Genomic DNA, 25,153 nt, shown 5'->3' on the forward strand with positions numbered 1-25,153 from the left:
AATTGTGAAAAAGTGGTTATTAGCTGCAGGTCTGGGTTTAGCAATGGTAACTTCCGCTCAGGCGGCAGATAAAATTGCAATGGTTAACATGAACAGCCTGTTCCAACAGGTTGCCCAGAAAACAGGCGTTTCTAACACGCTGGAAAACGAGTTCAAAGGCCGCGCGAGCGAGCTTCAGCGTATGGAAGGCGACCTGCAGTCTAAAATGCAGCGTCTGCAGTCCATGAAAGCGGGCTCTGACCGTACCAAACTGGAAAAAGACGTGATGGCGCAGCGCCAGACTTTCTCCCAGAAAGCACAGTCTTTCGAACAGGATCGTGCACGTCGTTCTAACGAAGAGCGCGGCAAGCTGGTGACTCGTATCCAGTCTGCTGTACAGAGCGTGGCTAAAGATCAGAGCATCGATCTGGTTGTTGACTCCAATGCCGTTGCATACAACAGCAGCGATGTAAAAGACATCACCGCTGACGTGCTGAAACAGGTTAAATAAGTAATGCCTTCAATTCGACTGGCTGATTTAGCCCAGCAGTTGGATGCAGAACTACACGGTGATGGCGATATCGTCATCACCGGCGTTGCGTCCATGCAGTCCGCTAAAGCGGGCCATATTACTTTCATGGTAAATCCAAAGTACCGTGAACACCTGGCCGCTTGCCAGGCCTCTGCCGTCGTGATGACGCAGGATGATTTGCCCTTTGCCCAGAGCGCCGCGCTGGTAGTGCGTAATCCCTACCTGACCTACGCGCGCATGGCTCAAATTCTTGATACCACGCCGCAGCCGGCGCAGGATATCGCACCCAGTGCGGTCATTGATGCTACGGCGAAGCTGGGTACCCACGTGGCTATTGGCCCGAATGCCGTTATTGAATCGGGCGTTGTGCTCGGTGACAACGTTATTATCGGTGCCGGATGCTTTGTTGGGAAAAATACGAAAATAGGTTCTGGCTCGCGTTTATGGGCCAATGTCAGCGTTTACCACGACATTGAGATTGGCGAAAATTGCCTGATCCAGTCCAGCACGGTGATCGGGGCAGATGGCTTTGGCTACGCTAACGATCGCGGTAACTGGGTAAAGATCCCACAGTTAGGTCGCGTGATTATTGGCGATCGCGTGGAGATCGGTGCTTGTACGACCATTGACCGTGGCGCGCTGGACGATACCGTCATCGGTAATGGTGTGATTATCGATAACCAGTGTCAAATTGCGCATAACGTGGTGATTGGCGACAATACCGCGGTTGCCGGCGGCGTGATCATGGCAGGCAGTCTGAAAATTGGCCGCTACTGCATGATTGGCGGAGCCAGCGTGATCAACGGGCATATGGAGATCTGCGATAAAGTCACCGTTACGGGGATGGGGATGGTTATGCGTCCTATCACCGAGCCAGGGGTTTACTCTTCAGGTATCCCGCTGCAGCCGAATAAGGTTTGGCGTAAAACGGCTGCGCTGGTTCTGAATATTGATGATATGAGCAAGCGTCTCAAAGCCATCGAGCGCAAGGTTAATCAGCAAGATTAGTGCTGCATCCAGCCACATTAAATTTTCGGCCTGTTGCATTCATGAGATTGCCGCAGGCCGTGTTATTATTGCCTTTTAGTATATTTAGACAGGAAGAGTATTTTGACTACTGACACTCATACTCTGCACATTGAAGAGATTCTGGAACTTCTGCCTCACCGTTACCCGTTCCTGCTGGTAGACCGTGTGCTGGATTTTGAAGAAGGTCGTTTTCTGCGCGCAGTAAAAAATGTTTCTGTAAATGAGCCGTTTTTCCAGGGGCATTTCCCTGGTAAGCCGATTTTACCGGGCGTACTGATTCTGGAAGCGATGGCTCAGGCTACCGGCATTCTGGCATTCAAAAGCGTTGGAAAACTGGAACCGGGCGAGCTGTATTACTTTGCCGGGATTGACGAAGCGCGTTTCAAACGTCCGGTCGTGCCTGGCGATCAGATGATTATGGAAGTCACTTTTGAGAAAACCCGCCGCGGCCTGACGCGTTTCAAAGGCGTTGCGCTGGTGGACGGAAAAGTGGTTTGCGAAGCAACGATGATGTGTGCCCGTAGCCGGGAGGCCTGATACGTGATTGATAAAACCGCCTTTATTCATCCTACCGCCATTGTAGAAGAAGGTGCCGTTGTTGGCGCTAACGTCCACATTGGCCCGTTTTGTATTGTTGGCGCTAACGTCGAAATCGGCGAAGGCACCGTACTGAAGTCTCACGTTGTCATTAATGGCCATACTAAAATTGGCCGCGACAATGAGATCTATCAGTTCGCTTCCATCGGTGAAGTTAACCAGGATCTGAAATATGCTGGCGAACCCACCCGCGTGGAAATTGGCGATCGCAACCGCATCCGCGAAAGCGTCACCATTCATCGTGGCACAGTACAGGGTGGTGGATTAACGAAGGTGGGCAGCGATAACCTGCTGATGATCAACGCCCACGTGGCGCACGATTGTACGTTGGGTGACCGCTGTATTCTGGCCAATAACGCAACGCTGGCGGGCCATGTTTCGCTGGATGATTTTGTTATCATCGGCGGCATGACCGCAGTGCATCAGTTCTGCATTATTGGCGCGCACGTGATGGTTGGCGGCTGCTCAGGCGTCGCGCAGGATGTGCCACCGTTTGTTATTGCTCAGGGCAACCATGCAACGCCGTTTGGCGTCAATATCGAAGGGTTGAAACGCCGCGGTTTCAGCCGTGAGGCGATCACCGCGATTCGTAACGCGTATAAGCTGCTGTACCGCAGCGGCAAAACGCTGGACGAAGCGAAACCCGAGATTGCCGAGCTGGCGGCACAGTACCCTGAAGTTCAGGCATTCAGCGACTTCTTTGCCCGCTCTACGCGCGGCCTGATTCGTTAATGACTGAATCGCGTCCCCTGACGATTGCCCTGGTCGCCGGAGAAACCTCCGGCGATATTCTTGGCGCAGGTCTTATTCGAGCGCTCAAATCCCGCATACCTGATGCCCGCTTTGTCGGTGTTGCCGGGCCATTGATGCAGGCCGAAGGCTGCGAAGCCTGGTATGAGATGGAAGAGCTGGCGGTGATGGGCATTGTGGAAGTGCTGGGTCGCCTGCGTCGACTGCTGCATATTCGCGCCGATCTTACCCGTCGATTCACCGAACTTAAGCCAGACGTTTTCGTTGGTATTGACGCCCCTGATTTCAATATTACCCTTGAAGGTAATCTCAAGAAGCAGGGTATCAAAACTATCCATTACGTCAGTCCGTCGGTGTGGGCATGGCGACAAAAACGCGTTTTCAAAATTGGCAGATCCACCGATCTGGTGCTGGCATTTCTGCCTTTCGAAAAAGCGTTTTATGACAAGTTTAACGTTCCCTGCCGGTTTATCGGTCACACGATGGCGGATGCGATGCCGCTGGATCCGGACAAAGGCGCCGCGCGCGACCGTTTGGGAATTGCCCGTGACGTACACTGTCTGGCGCTACTGCCCGGTAGCCGTGGGGCTGAAGTCGAGATGCTTAGCGCTGATTTCCTGAAAACGGCGCAGATCCTGCGAGGCTATTATCCTGACCTGGAAGTGGTTGTGCCTCTGGTCAACGCGAAGCGTCGGGAACAGTTCGAGCGTATTAAAGCAGAAACTGCGCCGGATCTCGCCGTGCATATGCTGGACGGTCAGGCGCGTGATGCGATGATCGCCAGCGATGCTGCGCTGCTGGCCTCGGGAACGGCGGCGCTGGAGTGTATGTTGGCCAAGTGCCCGATGGTGGTTGGTTATCGTATGAAGCCATTTACCTTCTGGTTAGCTAAGCGGCTGGTTAAAACCGACTATGTGTCGTTGCCAAATCTCCTGGCCGGGCGTGAGCTGGTCAAAGAGCTGCTGCAGGATGAGTGCCAGCCGCAGGCGTTAGCCGACGCGCTGAAGCCGCTGCTGGTCGATGGTAAAACCAGCCACGATATGCATGAAACCTTCCGCACCCTGCATCAGCAGATCCGCTGCAACGCTGATGAGCAGGCGGCGGACGCAGTACTGGAGTTAGCAAAATGATGGAATTTGTTTACCCGCATACCCATCTGGTTGCCGGAGTCGATGAAGTCGGACGCGGTCCGCTGGTTGGCGCGGTAGTGACTGCTGCGGTGATTCTTGACCCGGCAAAACCAATTGTGGGTCTTAATGATTCCAAAAAATTAAGTGAGAAACGTCGCCTTGCGCTATTTGATGAGATCAAAGAAAAAGCGCTGTGCTGGAGCCTCGGTCGTGCGGAGCCGCATGAGATCGATGAACTGAATATTTTGCACGCTACCATGCTGGCAATGCAGCGTGCTGTTGCGGGTTTGAGTATTTCCCCTGAGTTTGTTCTTATTGATGGTAACCGCTGTCCGCCGCTACCTGTACCTTCGCTGGCTGTTGTTAAAGGCGATAGTCGAGTAGCGGAAATCAGCGCCGCGTCTATTCTGGCGAAAGTGACGCGCGATGCTGAAATGACCGAACTGGATCGGCAATTCCCCCAGTACGGTTTTGCACAACACAAAGGTTATCCCACCGCTTTTCATCTGCAAAAGCTGCTGGAACATGGCGTAATCGAACAATATCGGCGCAGCTTTGGCCCGGTAAAACGCGCGCTGGGCCTGGCGTCCTGAACTGACACGCAAGCAATTAAGTAACGCGGAATCTGAAGATGGCTGAACCACGTTTCGTACACCTGCGGGTGCACAGCGACTATTCCATGATCGATGGCCTGGCGAAAACCGGGCCGTTAGTGAAAAAGGCGGCCGCGCTCGGTATGCCTGCGCTGGCGATCACTGATTTTACCAACCTTTGCGGGCTGGTGAAGTTCTACGGAACGGGACATGGTGCCGGGATTAAACCGATTGTTGGCGCTGATTTTCACGTCCAGAGCGAGCTGCTTGGCGATGAGCTGAGCCAGCTAACGGTGCTGGCTGCTAACAATGTTGGCTATCAGAATCTAACGCTGCTTATCTCAAAGGCTTACCAGCGCGGCTACGGTGCAGCAGGCCCGATTATCGACCGCGACTGGCTGGTTGAACTAAAAGAAGGGCTAATTTTGCTCTCCGGCGGGCGTATGGGCGACGTGGGCCGCAGCTTGCTGCGCGGAAATATGGCGCTTGTGGATCAGTGCGTTGATTTTTATGAAGAACATTTTCCGGACTGTTATTTCCTTGAGCTAATTCGTACCGGTCGTCAGGATGAAGAATCCTATTTGCATGCCGCGGTGGAACTGGCGGAAAACCGGGGCCTGCCGGTGGTGGCGACCAACGATGTTCGCTTCCTCGAACCGGGCGACTTCGACGCCCATGAAATCCGCGTGGCTATCCACGACGGTTTTACTTTGGATGACCCTAAGCGCCCGCGTAACTACTCCTCGCAGCAGTATATGCGCAGCGAAGAAGAGATGTGCGAGCTGTTTTCCGATATTCCCGAAGCGCTGGAAAATACCGTTGAAATCGCGAAACGCTGTAACGTAACCGTGCGTCTCGGCGAATACTTCCTGCCGCAGTTCCCGACCGGAGACATGACCACCGAAGATTATCTGGTTAAGAAATCCAAGGAGGGTCTGGAAGAGCGTCTGGAGTTCCTGTTCCCCGATCCGGATGAACGGAGTCAACGCCGTCCTGAATATGATGAGCGCCTGGACATTGAGCTGCAGGTTATTAACCAGATGGGGTTCCCGGGTTACTTCCTGATCGTTATGGAATTTATCCAGTGGTCGAAAGATAACGGCGTGCCGGTTGGGCCGGGACGTGGTTCCGGTGCGGGTTCGCTGGTGGCCTATGCGCTGAAAATTACCGACCTTGACCCGCTGGAATTTGACCTGCTGTTCGAACGTTTCCTTAACCCGGAACGTGTTTCCATGCCCGACTTCGACGTTGACTTCTGCATGGAGAAACGCGACCAGGTGATTGAACACGTTGCGGACATGTACGGTCGCGATGCGGTATCGCAAATTATCACCTTTGGTACCATGGCAGCGAAAGCGGTTATCCGCGACGTGGGCCGTGTTCTGGGCCACCCGTACGGCTTTGTAGACCGTATCTCCAAACTGGTGCCGCCCGATCCGGGCATGACGCTGGCTAAAGCGTTTGAAGCCGAACCGCAGCTGCCTGAAATTTATGAGGCGGATGAAGAGGTTAAAGCGCTGATTGATATGGCGCGTAAGCTTGAAGGGGTCACCCGTAACGCCGGTAAACATGCGGGTGGGGTGGTGATCGCACCGACGAAAATTACCGATTTTGCGCCGCTTTACTGCGATGAGGCGGGTCAGCATCCGGTTACTCAGTTCGATAAGAACGATGTGGAATACGCCGGGCTGGTGAAGTTTGACTTCCTCGGCCTGCGAACGTTGACCATCATTAACTGGGCGCTGGAGATGATCAACGCCCGCCGCGAGAAGAACGGCGAGCCACCGTTGGATATCGCCGCTATCCCGCTGGATGATAAGAAAAGCTTCGACATGCTGCAACGTTCGGAAACCACTGCGGTATTCCAGCTTGAATCGCGTGGCATGAAGGATCTGATCAAACGTCTGCAGCCCGACTGCTTCGAAGATATGATAGCCCTTGTAGCCCTGTTCCGTCCTGGCCCGCTGCAATCGGGGATGGTAGATAACTTTATCGACCGTAAGCACGGGCGCGAAGAGATATCGTACCCGGACGTACAGTGGCAGCACGAATGTCTGAAACCGGTACTGGAGCCAACCTACGGCATCATTCTGTACCAGGAACAGGTCATGCAGATTGCCCAGGAGCTTTCCGGCTATACCCTCGGCGGCGCTGACATGCTGCGTCGTGCGATGGGTAAGAAAAAACCGGAAGAGATGGCCAAGCAGCGCGGCACCTTTGAAGAAGGGGCGAAAAAGCGCGGCGTTGATGGCGAGCTGGCGATGAAAATCTTTGACCTGGTGGAGAAATTCGCCGGTTATGGGTTTAACAAATCGCACTCCGCCGCTTATGCTTTAGTTTCTTACCAGACGCTGTGGCTGAAGGCGCACTATCCGGCCGAGTTTATGGCGGCGGTAATGACCGCCGATATGGATAACACCGAGAAGGTCGTTGGGCTGGTGGATGAATGCTGGCGAATGGGGCTGAAAATCCTGCCGCCGGATATTAACTCCGGCCTGTACCATTTCCACGTTAACGACGATGGTGAAATCGTTTACGGTATCGGCGCGATTAAAGGCGTCGGCGAAGGCCCAATTGAAGCGATTATTGAAGCCCGTAATCAGGGCGGCTATTTCCGCGAATTATTCGATCTTTGCGCGCGTACGGATATTAAAAAGCTCAACCGTCGGGTGCTGGAAAAACTGATTATGTCCGGGGCTTTTGACCGCCTCGGGCCGCATCGCGCGGCGTTGATGAATTCACTGAGCGATGCGCTGAAGGCTGCCGATCAGCATGCTAAAGCCGAAGCTATTGGTCAGGCTGATATGTTTGGCGTGCTGGCGGAAGAGCCGGAACAAATTGAACAATCCTACGCCAGCTGCCAGCCCTGGCCGGAGCAGGTGGTGCTGGATGGCGAAAGGGAGACCCTGGGGCTCTATCTGACCGGGCACCCGATTAACCAGTATTTGAAAGAGATCGAGCGCTATGTTGGCGGCGTACGACTCAAAGACATGCATCCGACCGATCGTGGTAAAGTGACCACGGCGGCGGGGCTCGTTATTGCCGCGCGGGTCATGGTCACCAAGCGCGGTAATCGTATCGGCATCTGTACGCTGGATGACCGTTCCGGGCGTCTGGAGGTGATGTTATTCACCGACGCCCTGGATAAATACCAGCAATTGCTGGAAAAAGACCGCATACTTATCGTCAGCGGACAGGTCAGCTTTGATGACTTCAGCGGGGGGCTTAAAATGACCGCTCGTGAAGTCATGGACATTGACGAAGCCCGGGAAAAATATGCTCGCGGGCTTGCTATCTCGCTGACGGACAGGCAAATTGATGACCAGCTTTTAAACCGACTCCGTCAGTCTCTGGAACCCCATCGTTCGGGAACCATTCCAGTACACCTCTATTATCAGAGGGCGGATGCGCGCGCGCGGTTGCGTTTTGGCGCAACATGGCGCGTCTCTCCGAGCGATCGTTTACTTAACGATCTGCGTGGCCTTATCGGCTCGGAGCAGGTGGAACTGGAGTTTGACTAATACAGGAATACTATGAGTCTGAATTTCCTTGATTTTGAACAGCCGATTGCAGAGCTGGAAGCGAAAATCGATTCTCTGACTGCGGTAAGCCGCCAGGATGAGAAACTGGATATTAATATCGATGAAGAAGTGCATCGACTGCGTGAAAAAAGCGTAGAGTTGACGCGCAAGATCTTCGCCGATCTTGGTGCATGGCAGGTAGCCCAGTTGGCTCGTCATCCACGTCGCCCATACACCCTGGATTATGTCCGCCTGGCTTTCGATGAATTCGACGAACTGGCTGGCGATCGCGCCTACGCTGACGATAAAGCTATCGTTGGCGGGATTGCGCGTCTGGATGGGCGCCCGGTGATGATTATCGGCCACCAGAAAGGGCGCGAAACCAAAGAGAAAATTCGCCGCAACTTCGGTATGCCTGCTCCGGAAGGCTATCGTAAGGCGCTGCGCCTGATGGAGATGGCTGAGCGCTTCAAAATGCCCATCATCACCTTTATCGACACCCCAGGAGCCTATCCGGGAGTTGGCGCAGAAGAACGCGGTCAGTCTGAAGCGATTGCCCGTAACCTGCGTGAAATGTCGCGCTTGAGCGTACCGGTTATCTGTACCGTTATCGGTGAAGGTGGTTCCGGCGGCGCGCTGGCGATTGGCGTGGGCGATAAAGTGAATATGCTGCAGTACAGCACTTATTCCGTTATCTCCCCGGAAGGCTGTGCGTCCATTCTGTGGAAAAGCGCCGATAAAGCGCCGCTGGCCGCTGAAGCGATGGGGATTGTTGCCCCGCGTCTGAAAGAGCTGAAGCTGATTGATTCCATCATTCCTGAGCCGCTGGGCGGCGCGCACCGTAATCCGGAAGTGATGGCGGCCTCATTGAAAGAACAACTGCTGGCCGATCTGGCTGACCTCGACGTGCTGGGCGAAGAAGAGCTGCTCAACCGTCGCTATCAGCGTCTGATGAGCTACGGCTACGCCTGATTATTAATCTCATATTTTATCTCTAAGGGTCGGATTTTCCGGCCCTTTTTTTATGTGTTGTTTACTGATGCGAGATGAGATCAGCGAGAGGTAATGTGATTAGCGGATGATGCCCGTCTCCCCTAAAACTGCAGCAACTGCCAGGTATTGCGACCCGGCAGGCAGTTAACAAGGATAAAGGAGAAATACTATGGCATTGTATAAAACCGTCGCATTGAGCGCCGTGGCCGCAGGGATCATGTTAAGCCTGGGGGCCGCACAGGCCGCACCGTTGCTTGGCGCAACGGAAGCGACAACCATTAAGGCGAGCGATCTGGCCGCTAAAGAAAAGGCATTAACCGATTTTCCGCTGATGGAATCGGTAAAATCATCGATTCAAACGCTGCCTAACAGCGAAGTTGAAAAAATCGAACCGGGTCTGGTGAGCAATCCGGCAAACGTTAAGCGTGTGGAAAGCATGCTGTCTGAACAGGATTGGGAATATCTGTTCCCGATGCGCGCTGCAGAATATACATACTCTAACTTTCTGAAAGCTATCGGTAAATTCCCGGCTGTTTGCGGTACTTATACCGATGGGCGTGACAGCGATGCTATCTGCCGTAAATCCCTGGCAACTATGTTTGCCCACTTTGCCCAGGAAACCGGCGGTCATGAAAGCTGGCGCGATATTCCCGAGTGGCGTCAGGCGCTGGTCTATCTGCGAGAGGTGGGTTGGGTAGAAGGCCAGAAAGGCGGCTACAACGGTGAATGTAACCCGGATATCTGGCAGGGGCAGACCTGGCCTTGCGGCAAAGATAAGGACGGCGACTACCTGAGCTACTTTGGCCGCGGCGCGAAGCAGCTCTCCTATAACTACAACTACGGTCCGTTCTCCGATGCCATGTACGATGGCGACGTCCGTCCGCTGCTGGATAAACCTGAACTGGTAGCGGATACCTGGATGAACCTGGCAAGCGCTGTCTTCTTCTTCGTTTACCCGCAGCCGCCGAAACCTTCTATGTTGCACGTGATCGACGGGACCTGGGTGCCTAATGACCATGATAAATCGAACGGTCTGGTTGAAGGTTTTGGGGTTACCATTCAGATTATTAACGGTGGCGTTGAATGCGGCGGGGCGGATGAGAATGCACAGTCTCTGAACCGTATTGCCTACTACAAAGAGTTTGCAAACTACCTGAAAGTGCCAATTGCCGATGATGAAGTACTTGGCTGTAAGAACATGAAGCAGTTTGATGAAGGTGGCGCAGGCGCATTACCGATTTATTGGGAAGAAGATTGGGGATGGAGCGCGGATACCTCTGACGGCAAAACTAACGCTTGCCAACTGGTGGGCTACCAGACGCCGTATACCGCCTTTAAAGCGGGCGACTATGCGAAATGTGTCCAGAGCCACTTTAACGTCAACATCGTAGATGATAGCGGTCAGGCCGATACGACGACTGATACGACCGACGATACCACGCCAGCGCCGGAAACTAACGTTGCGCCCGTTGCTCGTATTTCTGGACCAATTGGTGCCATTGAAGCGGGTGCCCAGGTTTCCCTGAGTGCAGAAAGTTCTACCGATGCCAACGGCGACAAGCTGACCTATACCTGGATGTCGCAGGATGGTCAGACTGTCAGCGGTCAGGATAAAGCAGTAGTGACCTTTACCGCGCCGGAGAAAGATCAGGATGCTCAGTACGTGGTTAGTTTGACGGTGAGCGATGGTACGCTGTCCAGTATCACAACGTATACTTTGAACGTGAAAGCTAAAGCCGCAGCGGATGAAGCAACCGGTGAAACTGATGGCGGTAGCATTAGCTATCCTTCCTGGAGCAGCACCCAGACCTGGAAAGCGGGTGATATTGTTAATAACCACGGCGCGCTATACCAGTGTAAACCACTGCCGGAAGGCGCATGGTGCAACAGTGCTCCGACCTACTATGAGCCTGGTGCTGGTATTGCCTGGGGCGATGCGTGGAAAGCGTTGTAATATAGATAAATCCGCCAGTGTTTAGCGCTGGCGGGTGTTATTATGCTTTCCTTAGGTAAATTCCTGGAGGAAAGCGTGAATATCATTGCGATCATGGGACCCCACGGCGTCTATTATAAAGACGAACCGATCAAAGAGCTGGAAGCCGCCCTGCAACGGCAAGGCTTCCAGACCATCTGGCCGCAAAATAGCGCCGACCTTTTGCAGTTCATCGAGCATAATCCGCGGATCTGCGGGGTTATTTTTGATTGGGATGAATATAGCGTTGACCTGTGCAGCGATATTAATCGCTTAAATGAGTATCTGCCGCTTTACGCGTTTATCAACGCGCATTCGACGATGGATGTCAGCAGTCAGGACCTGCGTATGACGCTATGGTTCTTTGAATACGCTCTCGGGCTTTCTGAGGAAATTGCGACCCGCATCGGCCAGTACACCCGCGAATACCTTGACAACATTACCCCGCCGTTTACCAAAGCATTATTTAACTATGTCCAGGAAGGGAAATATACCTTCTGTACGCCGGGGCATATGGGCGGCTCGGCCTATCAAAAAAGTCCGGTTGGCTGCCTGTTTTATGATTTCTTCGGCGGGAATACCCTAAAAGCTGATGTCTCTATCTCCGTGACGGAACTGGGGTCTCTACTTGATCATAGCGGCCCGCATCTGGAAGCTGAAGAGTATATCGCCCGCGCTTTCGGGGCAGAGCAAAGCTACATGGTGACTAACGGCACCTCGACGTCGAATAAAATTGTCGGTATGTATTCCGCTCCGGCGGGAAGTACCCTGCTTATCGATCGCAACTGCCATAAATCGTTGGCTCATTTATTGATGATGAGCGATGTGGTGCCGCTGTGGCTAAAACCGACGCGCAACGCGTTGGGGATCCTCGGCGGTATTCCGAAGCGTGAATTTACCCGCGATAACATTCAGCAAAAAGTGAATGCTACTGGCGGTGCCGGGTGGCCAGTACATGCGGTGATCACTAACTCCACCTATGACGGGCTGCTGTATAACACCACCTGGATCAAAGAGACCCTCGACGTGCCGTCAATCCACTTTGACTCAGCCTGGGTGCCCTATACCCATTTTCACCCGATTTATCAGGGCAAAAGCGGAATGAGCGGCGACCGCATTCCGGGGAAAGTTATTTTTGAAACGCAGTCGACGCATAAAATGCTGGCCGCGTTATCGCAGGCTTCGCTTATCCATATTAAAGGTCGCTACGATGAAGATACCTTTAATGAAGCCTTTATGATGCACACCTCGACCTCCCCGAGCTACCCGATCGTTGCCTCTATTGAAACGGCAGCCGCAATGCTGCGCGGTAATTCCGGCAGGCGGCTAATCCAGCGTTCAATTGAACGGGCGCTGGATTTCCGCAAAGAGGTTCAGCGGTTGCGCGAAGAGTCTGACGGCTGGTTCTTTGATATCTGGCAGCCGGAAGAGATTGATGAAGCCCTGTGCTGGTCAGTTTCCCCCGGTGAACAGTGGCATGGTTTTCAGGATGCCGATGAAGACCACATGTTCCTTGACCCGGTGAAGGTGACGATTCTGACGCCCGGTATGGATGAACAGGGCAATATGGATAGCGAAGGTATACCGGCCGCGCTGGTGGCGAAATTCCTTGATGAACGTGGCGTTGTGGTCGAGAAAACGGGGCCGTACAACCTGTTGTTTCTATTCAGTATAGGGATTGATAAAACCCGAGCTATGGGATTATTGCGCGGATTGACCGAGTTTAAACGCTCTTACGATCTGAATTTGCGGGTGAAGAATATGCTGCCGGATCTCTATGCGGAAGATCCGGATTTTTATCGCAATATGCGCATTCAGGATCTGGCGCAGGGCATTCATCGGCTGATTCGCCAGCACCAGCTTTCGCAGCTGATGCTCAGCGCTTTCGATGTTTTGCCGGAGATGAAAATGACGCCACACCAGGCCTGGCAGCGGCAGATTAAAGGTGAAGTGGAAACCATTGAACTGGAAAATCTGGTTGGACGAATTTCGGCGAATATGATCCTGCCGTACCCTCCTGGCGTGCCGTTATTGATGCCGGGTGAGATGATCACCGAGGAGAGCCGCGCGGTGCTCGATTTTCTGTTGATGCTGTGTTCAATTGGCCGCCATTATCCGGGCTTTGAAACGGATATCCATGGTGCGAAACGTGATGAAGATGGCGTGTACCACGTTCGAGTCTTAAAAAATGACTAAGCGCTTGCGCAATAATGAACTGAGCGAGTAACGTTATCGGCTTCAACTGGAGGAGTTTTACCATGCTGGGTTTAAAACGGGTTCACCATATTGCCATCATTGCGACGGATTATGCGAAAAGTAAGGCGTTCTACTGCGACATTCTTGGTTTTACTCTCCAGGGCGAGTTTTACCGTGAAGAGCGCGATTCATGGAAGGGCGATCTGGCGCTGAATGGCGAATATGTCATTGAACTGTTTTCTTTCCCGTTTCCTCCTTCACGTCCGAGCCGTCCTGAGGCCTGCGGCTTACGTCATCTGGCGTTTAGCGTTGATGATATTGACGCGGCCGTTGCTCACCTTGAAGCGCATGGCGTCACTTGTGAAGGTATTCGTATCGATCCGTTCACCGATAAACGTTTTACCTTTTTTAACGATCCAGACGGGCTGCCGCTGGAGATTTATCAACAGTAATTCTTGTCAGAGCGTGTCCCGCCGGGTAACGTGCCGGACACGCTTTCCTCTGTTAGTACTCTCATGATGATAATCCCGGATATTGCGCAAAAGCTCCAACCGCACCGCCAGTTTTTGCTGGCCTTCAGCGGCGGGCTGGATTCGACAGTTCTTTTACACCGCCTGGTTTGCTGGCGTGAACAGGATCCAACGATTCAACTGCGAGCAATTCATATTCACCACGGACTCAGCGCTAATGCCGACGGCTGGGTGGCGCACTGCCAGCAAATTTGCCAGCAATGGCAGGTGCCGCTTTTAGTCGAACGGGTTGTGCTTGCGGATGAAGGGCTGGGGATTGAGGCCCATGCGCGTCAGGCGCGCTATCAGGCGTTTCGTGCGGCTCTTGCGCCTGGCGAAGTGCTGGTCACCGCGCAGCATCTTGACGATCAGTGTGAAACCTTTCTGTTGGCGCTGAAGCGGGGGAGTGGTCCTACAGGGCTTTCGGCGATGGCCGGCGAGTCTGATTTTGCCGGAACGAAACTGCTGCGTCCGCTGCTCGATGAACGCCGAGACGCGTTACACCAGTGGGCGATGGACCAACAGCTCACCTGGATTGAAGACGAAAGTAATCAGGATGACGCTTATGACCGCAACTTTCTTCGTTTGCGGATAGTTCCGCAGATCTGCGCGCGCTGGCCGCACTTTGCTGAGGCCGTCGCGCGTAGCGCCAGCCTGTGCGGCGAACAGGAACAACTGCTGGATGAGATGTTAGCGGAGGAGCTGGCGACGCTGGTTGACGAGGGGGGCGCGTTGGCAATCGAACCCTTGATGACCATGAGCGCGCCGCGTCGGGCCGCGCTGCTACGCCGTTGGCTGGCAGGGCATCATGCGCCGATGCCTTCACGTGAGGTACCGGAGCGAATCTGGCGTGAGGTCGCGCAGGCCCGGGAAGACGCTTTCCCCTGTCTGCGCCTTGGTCAATTTACCGTCCGTCGCTATCAGCAGCGGCTGTATTGGGTTAAGTACGTTCCAGGTCAGAGTGAGACGGTGCTGGAGTGGGGGGATATCGCTAAGCCTCTGCTACTACCTGATAGCCTCGGTGAGCTGGCGTTACTGCCCGGAGGACCATTGCGCAGGCCGCACACAGGAGAAGCGGTAAGCATCCGCTTTCGCGCCAGCGGTAATCTGCATATTGTGGGCCGGCACGGTGGGCGTAAGCTGAAAAAAATCTGGCAAGAGCTGGGCGTTGCCCCCTGGCGTCGCGATACCACGCCGTTACTGTTTTATGGCGAAACGCTAATCGCCGCGGCAGATGGTCTGTTTGTCACCGAGGATGGGAAAGTTCAGGAAGGTGAAGGTGTGCAGATGCTATGGAGGAAAACGGGCGGCTGAGCCACCCGTTTTGATTCAGGATTCGCTGACGACTACCGTACCGATTTCCGGATGGCTGAAGCTGGCGATTTTATCCAGACGCAGCTCGCGGACGTCGCCGGCGAGTTCCACAACCAGATACTCGATATTTTTGCGCGAGATAAGATCGTTGGCCTTCGCTTGTAACTGTTCGCCATCTTTTAGCGCCAGCGCCAGGACCAGATGGTGCTGACAGGCAAGCTCGAGGTTGTCATAATCATCGCAATTGATGGGTTGATAAGTATCATTCATTGACATAATCGCTCACCAGTAAGTTTGCCGCCGCATATGCGGCCTTTTCCCTGACTGACTCAGCAAGGGCTTGATCCGCCGCAACCTCATTCAATACTTTCAACACGCAACCGAGCGCATCCGGGATATACCCCAGATCCCCGCTGGCTATTTCCGCATACCGCTTGCGTATTAACTCACAATATTTGTCCACATGCCCTCCTGTCAGCGTTCTGACTTAACCGTGGGATGTAAGTTTAAGCCTACGAAGATAAACTCTGTTTAGCAAGGTGACTATACCATAGTCATTTAAGCAATATCAGCAGGATGAAAGGGGAACCTTTGATTGCTGACAGCCTTTTGTCGCTAGTTTAGCTACAATGTACGCCATTTTTATCAGGAGTTTACTCATGGCGCTAAAAGCGACTATTTATAAGGCGACGGTGAATGTAGCCGACCTTGACCGCAACCAGTTTCTGGATGCCAGCTTGACGCTTGCCCAGCATCCGTCAGAAACCCAGGAGCGCATGATGCTGCGCCTGCTGGCGTGGATTAAATACGCCGACGAGCGTCTGCAGTTTACCCGCGGTTTGTCTTCCGACGATGAAGCGGAACTTTGGCTGCTTAACGATCATCTGGGCGTGGATCTGTGGATTGAACTAGGGCTGCCGGATGAGCGGCGGATTAAAAAAGCCTGCTCGCGGGCGCAAGAGGTGGCGCTGTTTGCCTATAATAGTCGAGCGGCAGAAATTTGGTGGCAGCAGAATAAGAGCAAAATGGCACAGTTTTCAAAGCTGACGGTGTGGTATTTAGATGATACTCAGCTGGCACAGCTCAGCGCTTTTGCCGATCGTACGATGTCGCTACAGGCGACCATCCAGGACGGCAGTATCTGGTTATCTGATGCTAAGAATAATCTGGAAATTCATTTGACGGCCTGGCAAACACCAGCATGATTACGATTAGCCGCAGCGTAGCGATTGCGGATGAAGAGGTTTCACTTTCCGGGATACGCGCGCAGGGCGCGGGCGGTCAGCACGTCAATAAGGCATCAACGGCAATTCATTTGCGCTTTGATATCAAAGCATCGAGCCTGCCAGAGCATTATAAGGCGCGTCTGCTTACCGCCAGCCACCACTTAATTTCTGCCGATGGTGTGGTTATCATTAAGGCTCAGGAATATCGCAGCCAGGAAATGAATCGCGAAGCGGCGATAGTTCGTCTGGTTGCTTTAATACAAGAATTAACCGCAGTGCAAAAGCGTCGCCGGGAGACGCGACCGACTCGGGCGTCAAAAGAGCGTCGGCTTGCTTCGAAGGCGCAGAAGTCCTCAGTCAAAGCGCTGCGTGGGAAAGTTCGCCCTTAAGGGTATGGCGAACCGGTGGAATGGATGATAAGGAATTTACAGTGAAGAAAATCGTATTCTCAGTCGTGGCGGCCTGTTCGCTTTTTGCCTTATTCGGCTGTAACCATCGCTCGGAAGTAGAAGCGATACAGCCAGCGCCGATGGAAGAACTAAAACCAATGCAGCAAAGCTGGCGAGGCGTGCTGCCGTGCGCCGACTGCGAAGGCATCGAAACCTCGCTCTTTCTTGAGAAAGACGGCACCTGGGTAATGAATGAACGCTATCAGGGCGTGAGTCGTGAACCTTCCTCTTTTGCGTCATACGGTAGCTGGGCGCGTACGGCCGATAAGCTGGTGCTGACCGATAGCAAAGGTGAGAAGTCCTATTACCGGGCGAAGGGCGACAAGCTGGAGATGCTCGATCGCGATGGTAACCCAATAGAGTCGACGTTGAATTACACGCTTGAATCCGTCAAAGCCAGCCTGCCGATTACGCCGATGGCGATGCGTGGAATGTACTTCTATATGGCGGATGCCGCGACCTTTACCGATTGCGCCACCGGTAAGCGGGTGGCTGTCGCGAATAATGCTCAGCTTGAGCGCGATTATGCCGCCGCGCGCGGGACGGATACCCGTCCGGTACTGCTGGTGGTTGAGGGGCACTTTACGCTTGACGCAAATCCGGATTCGGGAGCGCCGGTGAAAGTGCTGGCAGTCGATTCGGCAGGGAAGTTTTACCAAAACGAAGACTGCAATTCTCGTTAATTAAGCCCTACGAGGCGGCTTGTCTTAATATAAATTCCCAACTTAAGATGCCCGACATACTGCAATTGTGTTTCGGGCTTAAAGTTTGCTACATCACCCTCGCGCATATGCAGCAGGTCTGATGGGCTAATCCAGCCCGGTTGGGCCATCGTCAGCGGGTGTCCGGCCTTCGCGAAGGCATCGCTGACAAACTCAGAACAAAACCAGGCTTTCTTCTCTGCGCTATCCGCATCGCTGAGCTGCGCTTTGGCCAGGCCATTAACGCACTGTTGGCGAAAATCTCTGGAGAATGGATTCAGGGAGCACAGTTGTTTTGTCACCATAAAGGGCACAAATTCAATGATGCCGCGGTAATTGTAGCCACTGTCTCTGTTTTTATACGCGAAGTTTTTAATGCCTGCGGCCTGTTGCGGCGTGAGGGTCGGCGCTCTTAGCGCAAACAGTTTATCGCTGTGCTGCATGGCTTGCTGAAGGGAAACAATCTGAACCCCTGCGCCGGTTGCTTCGGCAACCTGGTTATCACCGATATAGATAGCGACATGGCTAACGGAAGAGGTGCTAAAAGCACGGATCCCTAATGATGTCACGCCAATACTGGAAGAGAAAAGGAGGTCGCCGGGACGCAGGTCTTGTTCACTAATCTCAAGCAACGTTTTGTTGGTTACTGAGCCCTGACGCTGAAATTTTATTGCCCATTGCGTTGATTGCGGGTTAATGGCGGATGCTGAAGACTCTGGCTGGCCTACGTCCATTGTGCAGGCGGAAAGCAATATCAATGCGGGAATAAGCAGGCAGCAATCTGCCACTCGTTTAGCCATGATTACAATCCTTGTAAAAAAAGAGGCTCTGGAAACCAGAGCCTCAGTTGGCGTTAACCTTTAATTTGTTGTACCAGGTAACTCACGATATCGCCGGTTTTAATCAGCTGCTTCTCGCCGCTGCGGCGATATTTGTATTCGATATCGTCGTTGTCGAGGTTACGATCGCCCAGCACGATGGTGTGCGGAATACCGATAAGTTCCATATCGGCGAACATCACGCCTGGACGCTCTTTACGGTCGTCCATCAGTACCTCAATGCCCTGGGCGGTCAGCTCTGCGTACAGCTTCTCGGCCAGCTCCTGCACGCGGTAGGACTTGTGCATGTTCATCGGCAGAATCGCCACCTGGAACGGCGCGATAGCTTCTGGCCACAGGATCCCGCGATCGTCAAAGTTCTGCTCGATGGCTGCTGCCACCACACGAGTCACCCCGATACCGTAGCAACCCATCGTCAGAATCTGGTTACGGCCATCCTCGCCCTGTACGGAGGCTTTCATCGCTTCCGAGTACTTGGTACCCAACTGGAAGATGTGACCGACTTCGATGCCGCGTTTAATCAGCAGCGTACCTTTACCGTCCGGGCTTGGATCGCCTGCGACGACGTTGCGGATATCCGCAACTTCCGGGGTTGCGACGTCGCGATCCCAGTTGATACCGAAGTAGTGTTTGCCGTCGATATTTGCACCTGCGGCGAAATCGCTCATGGCGGCAACGGTACGGTCAACAATGACCGGAACCGGCATGTTAACCGGACCCAGAGAACCTGGGCCTGCTTTCACCAGCGCGCGGATCTCTTCTTCCGTTGCGAAGGTCAGCGGGCTGGCAACCTGCGGCAGTTTTTCGGCTTTCACTTCATTTAGCTCGTGATCGCCGCGAACCAGCAGGGCAATCAGCGGAGATTTGCTATCTTCTACCGCTTTTACCAGCAGGGTTTTCACGGTTTTCTCGATTGGCAGGTTGAACTGCTCAACCAGCTCGGCGATGGTTTTCGCGTTCGGCGTATCGACCAGGGTCATTTCCTGAGTGGCAGCTGCGCGAGGCTCTTTCGGCGCAACGGCTTCAGCAAATTCAATGTTGGCCGCATAGTCGGAAGAGTCAGAGAAGATCACGTCATCTTCGCCACTCTGCGCCAGTACCTGGAACTCGTGGGAGGCACTGCCGCCGATAGAACCGGTGTCAGCCTGTACCGCGCGGAAATCCAGCCCCATACGGCTGAAGATCTTGCTGTACGCAGCGTACATCGCGTCGTAGGTCTCCTGCAGGGATTCCTGAGAAGTATGGAAAGAGTAAGCATCTTTCATCAGGAATTCGCGGGAGCGCATTACGCCAAAGCGCGGGCGCACTTCGTCGCGGAATTTGGTCTGGATCTGATAGAAGTTCAGCGGCAGCTGTTTGTAAGAGCTGAGCTCGTTACGAATCAGGTCGGTGATGACTTCTTCATGCGTTGGGCCGAGTACGAACGGACGATCGCCACGGTCAGCAATACGCAGCAGCTCCGGGCCATACTGTTCCCAACGACCGCTCTCTTCCCACAGCTCTGATGGCTGAACTACCGGCATTAACACCTCGATCGCACCGGCGTTGTTCATCTCTTCACGCACGATTTTTTCGACTTTTCTCAGAACGCGCACGCCGGTCGGCAGCCAGGTGTATAACCCGGAGGCCAGCTTGCGGATCATCCCGGCGCGCAGCATCAGCTGATGGCTGATAACCTCGGCGTCGGCAGGTGTCTCCTTCAGAGTGGAGAGCAGGTATTTGCTAGTACGCATGTTGTTACGGTTCCATTTGGACGATCGATACAGGCTGGAAGCCAGCCTGACACAAAAAAAGTGGTTTAGTTTACCAGTGTGGCAAAGATGCCAAAAGAGAGGAAAATAAAATTAGCGTGGTTCGAGAGAAAAGACCTCAAAACCGGACGAAATCACTCTCCAGCGCACGTTAAAATCGAGCAGCCAGACGGCGTAGGTTTTTCCTGCCTCTTCTTCTTTACGATATGCCGGCCGCGGGTCTTGCGCCAGAACCTCGGTAATAAACAGCTTGAGCCGCGGATAGCGTTTTTCCAGGGCCAGGATCTGGGATTCCGTTTCTGGTGTAAAGCTCACCGTCATTTCCGCCTGCGGAGCCTGCTGGGCATAGCTGGCGCAGGCATCCGGCAGCGCTTCGGCAAAGGGCAGGTAAGGCTTGATGTCCACGACCGGCGTTCCGTCCACCAGGTCCAGACTGCCCAACTCAAGAACGACAAGTTCTTTCTGGCAGCGAATACCTTTTAGCTCGACCAGTGACATACCGATGGGGTTAGGGCGAAAGGTTGAACGGGTGGCGAAAACGCCCATTCGCGCATTGCCTCCGAGGCGGGGAGGACGCACTGTCGGGCGCCAGCCGCCTTCCATCGTTTGATGGAAAACAAACAGTACCCAGAGATGACTGAAGCTTTCCAGGCCGCGCACGGCGTCGGCCTGGTTATAGGGGGGCAGAAGATGTAATTCACCGCCGCCGTTTTTGACCAATCCAGGCTGGCGAGGAACGGCAAATTTTTCTTTATAGGGCGATCGAATAACGCCTATCTGCGCAAACTGAAAAGCACTCATTGCGCCGTAACGTTAAGAGCCGAACCAAGGCAGACCGCCTGACGATAGCAGCCAGGGGTTCCGCTGGTGACTTCGCAGCGGTGCAGCAGCACGGCATTGGCTTTCATTTTGGCCGCATTAATTTGCAGACGCTTGCGGGCTGTCGGAATATTTGGGGGAGAATCCTGATTTGAGGCTTGGCATGATTCACCAGTCACTTCTCCCAGCTCGCGGAAAGGTTTACCCACCAGTTCAGTTGCATCGGTATAGATTCTTACCGGGGCCGGGCGCGTCGCTTTGGGTTTTGCCGGTTCCGATTTGGCTGGCGGAGTTACGTTGCTTTGTACAGGCTCGACGGGAGATCTGCTTAGCATAGAACAACCGCTTAACATGAGTGCTAACAAACAGACCGGTAAAGCACGCATAGTATTTCCTCAATAAATAATCAAACAGGGCGCTATTGAATCAGGTGCTTGCATAAATGACAAGACGGGCATAAAGCCCGTCCTGCATGATATTACGCTGAAAAAAGATTACCAGCCTTTCACCGCGCCACCGTTAAAGATTTTGTTGGCCGCTTCGTAAACTTCGTCACTCTGGTAAGCCTGAACAAATTTCTTAACATTTTCCGCATCTTTGTTGTCTTCACGAGCAACAATCAGGTTTACATACGGAGACTCTTTACCTTCTACAAAAATACCGTCTTTTGCCGGAGTTAAGCCAATCTGGCTGGCGTAGGTGGTATTAATAACCGCCAGGGCGATCTGCGCATCATCCAGAGAGCGCGGCAGCTGCGGGGCTTCCAGCTCAACAATTTTCAGGTTTTTCGGGTTTTCAATAATATCCAGAGAGGTTGGCAGCAGACCAACGCCTTCTTTCAGTTTGATCAGACCAACTTGCTGCAGCAGCAGCAGGGAACGACCCAGGTTGGTTGGATCGTTAGGAATGGCGACCTGCGAGCCCGGCTGTAGCTCATCCAGCGATTTGATTTTTTTCGAATAACCAGCAATCGGATAAACGAAAGAGTTACCCACGGAAACCAGTTTGTAGCCGCGGTCTTTAATCTGCTGGTCAAGATACGGTTTATGCTGGAAGGCGTTGACATCGATATCGCCTTTGCTCAGCGCTTCGTTTGGCAGAACATAGTCGTTGAAGGTTACCAGCTCAACATCAAGACCGTATTTTTCTTTTGCAACTTTTTGTGCAACTTCAGCAACTTGCTGTTCCGCACCGACGATAACGCCAACTTTAATATGGTTTGGGTCTTTTTCGTCTTGACCGCAACCCACCAGAGCCAGAGAACCGATTAACGCGCCGACCGCCGCAAAGGTTTTGAAATTAAAGGCCATGTTATTTCCTTCCTGTAAGATTCGGTATTGTGTGTAATGTTATTTGTGAGTCACAGCCCGGACGATACGATCGCCAGAGAATTGAATTAAGTAAACCAGAATAACCAGCAATACCAGTACGGTATTCATCACCGTTGCATTGTAGCCGATATAGCCGTACTGGTAGCCAATCTGCCCCAGCCCACCGGCACCAACGGCACCGCCCATAGCGGAATAGCCGACTAGCGTAATGAGAGTAATGGTTGCCGCGTTCACCAGGCCAGGCAGCGCTTCCGGTAGCAGAACCTTACGCACGATCTGCATCGGCGTAGCGCCCATCGCACGGGAGGCTTCGATAAGACCCGTTGGGATCTCCAGCAGGGCATTTTCCACCATACGGGCGATAAATGGCGCCGCGCCCACCGTCAGCGGGACAATAGCAGCCTGCAGGCCAATCGACGTTCCTACAATTATACGAGTGAAGGGAATCATCCAGACCAGCAGGATGATAAACGGAATCGAACGGAAAATGTTTACCACCGCTGACAGCGTGCGGTAAAGCTTCGCGTTAGCAACAATTTGCCCTGGGCGCGTAACGTACAGCAGTACGCCAACCGGCAGGCCCAGAACAAAACCGAAGAAGCCGGAGACAAACGTCATTGCCAGCGTTTCCCATACGCCGCGAACCAGCAGCCAGATCATTGGTTCAGACATAGCCCAGTACCTCTACTTTTACATGGTGTTCCTGCAGCCAGGCGATTGCTGCCTGGGTGTCTTCCTGTGTGCCGTGCATCTCGGTCAGCATAATGCCGAACTTCACGCCGCCGGCGTAATCCATCTGCGCGCTAATGATATTGTTGTTCACATTAAAGCGGCGTGCCGTCTCAGAGAGCAGCGGGGCATCAACGGAATGACCGGTGAACTCCATGCGCAGCATCGGGACGCTATCGGGCTGAGCTTCAGGCTTCAGGCGAGCTTGATAGTCATCCGGAATATCCAGATGCAGCGTGGACTGAATAAACTGTTGTGCCAGCGGGGTTTTCGGATGAGAGAAGACTTCGCTCACCGTATCCTGTTCAATGAGCTGGCCGTTGCTGATAACGGCAACGCAATCACAGATGCGTTTGACGACATCCATTTCGTGAGTGATTAGTAGAATTGTCAGGCCCAGGCGACGGTTGATATCTTTTAGCAGTTCCAGAATCGAACGCGTGGTGGCCGGATCCAGGGCGCTGGTGGCTTCATCGCAGAGCAGAACTTTTGGATTACTGGCCAGAGCACGGGCAATCGCTACGCGCTGCTTCTGCCCGCCGGAGAGATTTGCCGGGTAGCTATCGTGCTTATCGTCCAAACCAACGAGATCCAGCAGCTCGGTCACCCGGCGCTTAATTTCATCTTTAGGCGTATTATCGAGTTCCAGAGGTAGCGCAACGTTGCCGAATACGGTACGTGAAGCAAGCAGGTTAAAGTGCTGGAAAATCATGCCGATCTGGCGACGAGCGCGGGTCAGCTCTTTCTCTGAGAGCGCCGTCAGCTCCTGGCCGCCAACCTGCACGCTGCCCTGAGTTGGACGTTCGAGCAGGTTCACGCAGCGGATTAATGTACTTTTACCTGCGCCAGAAGCACCGATAACGCCATAAATTTGTCCGGCAGGGACATGCAGACTGACATCATTCAGCGCCTGTATGCTGCGGTTCCCTTGTTGGAACACTTTGGTGATATTCGAAAGTATAATCATCAGTTATTTATTATCGTTTAGCCGTTTGCCGTGGCATTTTCTTCTGCCGTGTCCAGGCGATGCCTGTCAATGAAATGGATGTTAAGGCATCCAGACGTCTAAATCAATCTGACTCTGTATAACTGAGCACTTTCTTGCGTCTGGAAACATGCGATACTACGCATACTAGCCTTTATCAGGAGCAAACCGGTGGCAAAGTCAGTACCTGCAATTTTTCTAGACCGTGATGGCACGATTAATGTCGATCACGGCTATGTCCACGAAATTGACAACTTTGAATTTATCGATGGCGTCATTGACGCAATGCGTCAATTAAAGGAGATGGGCTATGCGCTGGTGCTGGTAACCAACCAGTCCGGTATCGCCCGCGGTAAGTTTACTGAAGATCAATTTGAAACGCTGACTGAATGGATGGATTGGTCGCTCGCCGATCGCGGCGTTGATCTGGACGGTATCTATTATTGCCCACACCATCCGCAGGGAACCGTCGAAGAGTTTCGCCAAACCTGTGATTGCCGCAAGCCGCATCCGGGAATGCTGATCTCTGCACGTGACTATCTGCATATCGATATGGCTGCTTCATATATGGTGGGTGATAAAGTAGAAGACATGCAGGCGGCGTTGGCTGCCGATGTAGGAACGAAAGTATTAGTGCGTACAGGTAAACCCGTGACCCTCGAGGCTGAAAACGCCGCTGATTGGGTACTAAATAGCCTGGCGGACCTGCCGGATGCTATCAAAAAGCAGCAAAAATAAGCGTTGCGTATAAAAGATGAGCGGTTGGAATAAAAATGCGTTTTACCGCTTGTCACCGCCGAATAACTCCCTATAATGCGCTCCCACTGACACGGCAGATGTGAATCACTTCACACAAACAGCCGGTTGGTTGAAGAGAAAAAATCCTGAAATTCAGGGTTGACTCTGAAAGAGGAAAGCGTAATATACGCCACCTCGCGACAGAGCGCGAAAGCGCGTCGCAACTGCTCTTTAACAATTTATCAGACAATCTGTGTGGGCACTCAAAGTGACATGGATTCTTAACGTCCCTGGACGAAAAATGAATACCAAGTCTCAAAGAGTGAACACGTAATTCATTACGAAGTTTAATTCTACGAGCATCAAACTTAAATTGAAGAGTTTGATCATGGCTCAGATTGAACGCTGGCGGCAGGCCTAACACATGCAAGTCGAACGGTAGCACAGAGAGCTTGCTCTCGGGTGACGAG

At 53.1% G+C, this 25,153-nt stretch carries 25 protein-coding genes and 1 rRNA gene; 17 read left to right on the forward strand and 9 right to left on the reverse strand.

Translation table 11 applies throughout. The features are described from left to right. The first annotated feature begins 4 nt into the window (after positions 1–4). The 12 genes from skp (at position 5) to tilS (ending at position 15,115) form a co-directional block, all read left to right on the forward strand. On the forward strand, positions 5–490 hold the full coding sequence (gene skp, locus FN082_RS07270; RefSeq protein WP_004098757.1) for a molecular chaperone Skp: 486 nt from the start codon (positions 5–7) through the stop codon (positions 488–490). Positions 491–493: 3 nt separating this feature from the next. After that, positions 494–1,519: a UDP-3-O-(3-hydroxymyristoyl)glucosamine N-acyltransferase gene (gene lpxD / locus FN082_RS07275; RefSeq protein ID WP_139537047.1), complete on the forward strand. Its 1,026-nt coding sequence runs from the start codon at positions 494–496 to the stop codon at positions 1,517–1,519. Between the two features lie 102 nt (positions 1,520–1,621). Next, on the forward strand, positions 1,622–2,077 hold the full coding sequence (fabZ, locus tag FN082_RS07280) for a 3-hydroxyacyl-ACP dehydratase FabZ (protein WP_004145858.1): 456 nt from the start codon (positions 1,622–1,624) through the stop codon (positions 2,075–2,077). Between the two features lie 3 nt (positions 2,078–2,080). Next, on the forward strand, positions 2,081–2,869 hold the full coding sequence (gene lpxA / locus FN082_RS07285; RefSeq protein WP_139537048.1) for an acyl-ACP--UDP-N-acetylglucosamine O-acyltransferase: 789 nt from the start codon (positions 2,081–2,083) through the stop codon (positions 2,867–2,869). Continuing rightward, positions 2,869–4,017 (forward strand): lipid-A-disaccharide synthase, encoded by a 1,149-nt coding sequence (gene lpxB, locus FN082_RS07290; protein ID WP_139537049.1) that lies wholly within the window; start codon positions 2,869–2,871, stop codon positions 4,015–4,017. The genes lpxA and lpxB overlap by 1 nt, the downstream gene beginning before the upstream one ends. After that, positions 4,014–4,610, forward strand: coding sequence for a ribonuclease HII (gene rnhB, locus FN082_RS07295; protein WP_139537050.1), 597 nt, complete (start codon positions 4,014–4,016; stop codon positions 4,608–4,610). Before lpxB ends, rnhB begins: the two co-directional genes overlap by 4 nt. Positions 4,611–4,648: 38 nt before the next feature. After that, complete coding sequence (gene dnaE / locus FN082_RS07300) at positions 4,649–8,131, forward strand: DNA polymerase III subunit alpha (protein WP_139537051.1); 3,483 nt, start codon at positions 4,649–4,651, stop codon at positions 8,129–8,131. Between the two features lie 12 nt (positions 8,132–8,143). Further along, positions 8,144–9,103: an acetyl-CoA carboxylase carboxyl transferase subunit alpha gene (gene accA / locus FN082_RS07305; protein ID WP_139537052.1), complete on the forward strand. Its 960-nt coding sequence runs from the start codon at positions 8,144–8,146 to the stop codon at positions 9,101–9,103. Between the two features lie 190 nt (positions 9,104–9,293). Further along, a complete protein-coding gene (locus tag FN082_RS07310; RefSeq protein ID WP_139537053.1) occupies positions 9,294–11,078 on the forward strand; it encodes a chitinase in 1,785 nt (594 codons plus the stop codon). Positions 11,079–11,153: 75 nt separating this feature from the next. Then, positions 11,154–13,292: a lysine decarboxylase LdcC gene (locus FN082_RS07315; protein WP_142981364.1), complete on the forward strand. Its 2,139-nt coding sequence runs from the start codon at positions 11,154–11,156 to the stop codon at positions 13,290–13,292. A 62-nt stretch (positions 13,293–13,354) separates the two neighbouring features. Continuing rightward, positions 13,355–13,744: a VOC family protein gene (locus FN082_RS07320; protein WP_139537055.1), complete on the forward strand. Its 390-nt coding sequence runs from the start codon at positions 13,355–13,357 to the stop codon at positions 13,742–13,744. 63 nt (positions 13,745–13,807) lie between these two features. Then, on the forward strand, positions 13,808–15,115 hold the full coding sequence (tilS, locus tag FN082_RS07325) for a tRNA lysidine(34) synthetase TilS (protein ID WP_185930301.1): 1,308 nt from the start codon (positions 13,808–13,810) through the stop codon (positions 15,113–15,115). 15 nt (positions 15,116–15,130) lie between these two features. Here tilS and rof read toward each other — a convergent pair whose 3' ends face one another. Then, positions 15,131–15,391 carry a Rho-binding antiterminator gene (gene rof / locus FN082_RS07330; RefSeq protein ID WP_139537056.1) on the reverse strand — a complete coding sequence of 87 codons (261 nt, stop codon included), beginning with the start codon at positions 15,389–15,391 and terminating at the stop codon, positions 15,131–15,133. Next, positions 15,378–15,578, reverse strand: coding sequence for a YaeP family protein (locus FN082_RS07335; protein WP_004098778.1), 201 nt, complete (start codon positions 15,576–15,578; stop codon positions 15,378–15,380). The genes rof and FN082_RS07335 overlap by 14 nt, the downstream gene beginning before the upstream one ends. Positions 15,579–15,774: 196 nt before the next feature. Between FN082_RS07335 and FN082_RS07340 the strand changes: the two genes are divergently transcribed. The 3 genes from FN082_RS07340 to nlpE are packed head-to-tail and all read left to right on the forward strand — an operon-like array spanning position 15,775 to position 17,473. Next, positions 15,775–16,320, forward strand: a complete 546-nt coding sequence (locus FN082_RS07340; RefSeq protein WP_139537057.1) for a YaeQ family protein — start codon at positions 15,775–15,777, stop codon at positions 16,318–16,320. Further along, positions 16,317–16,730, forward strand: a complete 414-nt coding sequence (arfB, locus tag FN082_RS07345; protein ID WP_139537058.1) for an alternative ribosome rescue aminoacyl-tRNA hydrolase ArfB — start codon at positions 16,317–16,319, stop codon at positions 16,728–16,730. The genes FN082_RS07340 and arfB overlap by 4 nt, the downstream gene beginning before the upstream one ends. Before the next feature lie 20 nt (positions 16,731–16,750). Next, the gene (nlpE, locus tag FN082_RS07350; RefSeq protein ID WP_180349509.1) at positions 16,751–17,473 is read left to right on the forward strand and encodes an envelope stress response activation lipoprotein NlpE; all 723 of its coding nucleotides are present in this window, start codon (positions 16,751–16,753) and stop codon (positions 17,471–17,473) included. Here the strand turns inward: nlpE and FN082_RS07355 are convergent. The 7 genes from FN082_RS07355 to metN form a co-directional block, all read right to left on the reverse strand. Then, a complete protein-coding gene (locus FN082_RS07355) occupies positions 17,470–18,291 on the reverse strand; it encodes a YaeF family permuted papain-like enzyme (protein ID WP_142981365.1) in 822 nt (273 codons plus the stop codon). The genes nlpE and FN082_RS07355 overlap by 4 nt on opposite strands. Positions 18,292–18,344: 53 nt before the next feature. Beyond that, positions 18,345–20,063 (reverse strand): proline--tRNA ligase, encoded by a 1,719-nt coding sequence (gene proS, locus FN082_RS07360; protein ID WP_139537061.1) that lies wholly within the window; start codon positions 20,061–20,063, stop codon positions 18,345–18,347. A gap of 111 nt (positions 20,064–20,174) precedes the next feature. Then, the gene (gene tsaA, locus FN082_RS07365) at positions 20,175–20,882 is read right to left on the reverse strand and encodes a tRNA (N6-threonylcarbamoyladenosine(37)-N6)-methyltransferase TrmO (RefSeq protein WP_142464249.1); all 708 of its coding nucleotides are present in this window, start codon (positions 20,880–20,882) and stop codon (positions 20,175–20,177) included. Further along, positions 20,879–21,286, reverse strand: coding sequence for an Rcs stress response system protein RcsF (gene rcsF / locus FN082_RS07370; RefSeq protein ID WP_139537063.1), 408 nt, complete (start codon positions 21,284–21,286; stop codon positions 20,879–20,881). The genes tsaA and rcsF overlap by 4 nt, the downstream gene beginning before the upstream one ends. 108 nt (positions 21,287–21,394) lie before the next feature. Then, positions 21,395–22,210 (reverse strand): methionine ABC transporter substrate-binding lipoprotein MetQ, encoded by an 816-nt coding sequence (metQ, locus tag FN082_RS07375; RefSeq protein WP_004098791.1) that lies wholly within the window; start codon positions 22,208–22,210, stop codon positions 21,395–21,397. A 39-nt stretch (positions 22,211–22,249) separates the two neighbouring features. Continuing rightward, a complete protein-coding gene (locus FN082_RS07380; RefSeq protein ID WP_139537064.1) occupies positions 22,250–22,903 on the reverse strand; it encodes a methionine ABC transporter permease MetI in 654 nt (217 codons plus the stop codon). Then, complete coding sequence (gene metN / locus FN082_RS07385) at positions 22,896–23,927, reverse strand: methionine ABC transporter ATP-binding protein MetN (protein WP_142981366.1); 1,032 nt, start codon at positions 23,925–23,927, stop codon at positions 22,896–22,898. The genes FN082_RS07380 and metN overlap by 8 nt, the downstream gene beginning before the upstream one ends. A 189-nt stretch (positions 23,928–24,116) precedes the next feature. On the opposite strand from metN, the gene gmhB reads away from it, so the two are divergent. Both gmhB and FN082_RS07395 read left to right on the forward strand, forming a co-directional pair. Next, positions 24,117–24,683 (forward strand): D-glycero-beta-D-manno-heptose 1,7-bisphosphate 7-phosphatase, encoded by a 567-nt coding sequence (gene gmhB / locus FN082_RS07390; protein WP_139537066.1) that lies wholly within the window; start codon positions 24,117–24,119, stop codon positions 24,681–24,683. A gap of 370 nt (positions 24,684–25,053) precedes the next feature. After that, positions 25,054–25,153, forward strand: a 16S ribosomal RNA gene (locus FN082_RS07395); the annotation flags it as partial.

It is taken from the genome of Klebsiella spallanzanii, from assembly GCF_902158555.1.
GTDB classification, from domain to species: domain Bacteria; phylum Pseudomonadota; class Gammaproteobacteria; order Enterobacterales; family Enterobacteriaceae; genus Klebsiella; species Klebsiella spallanzanii.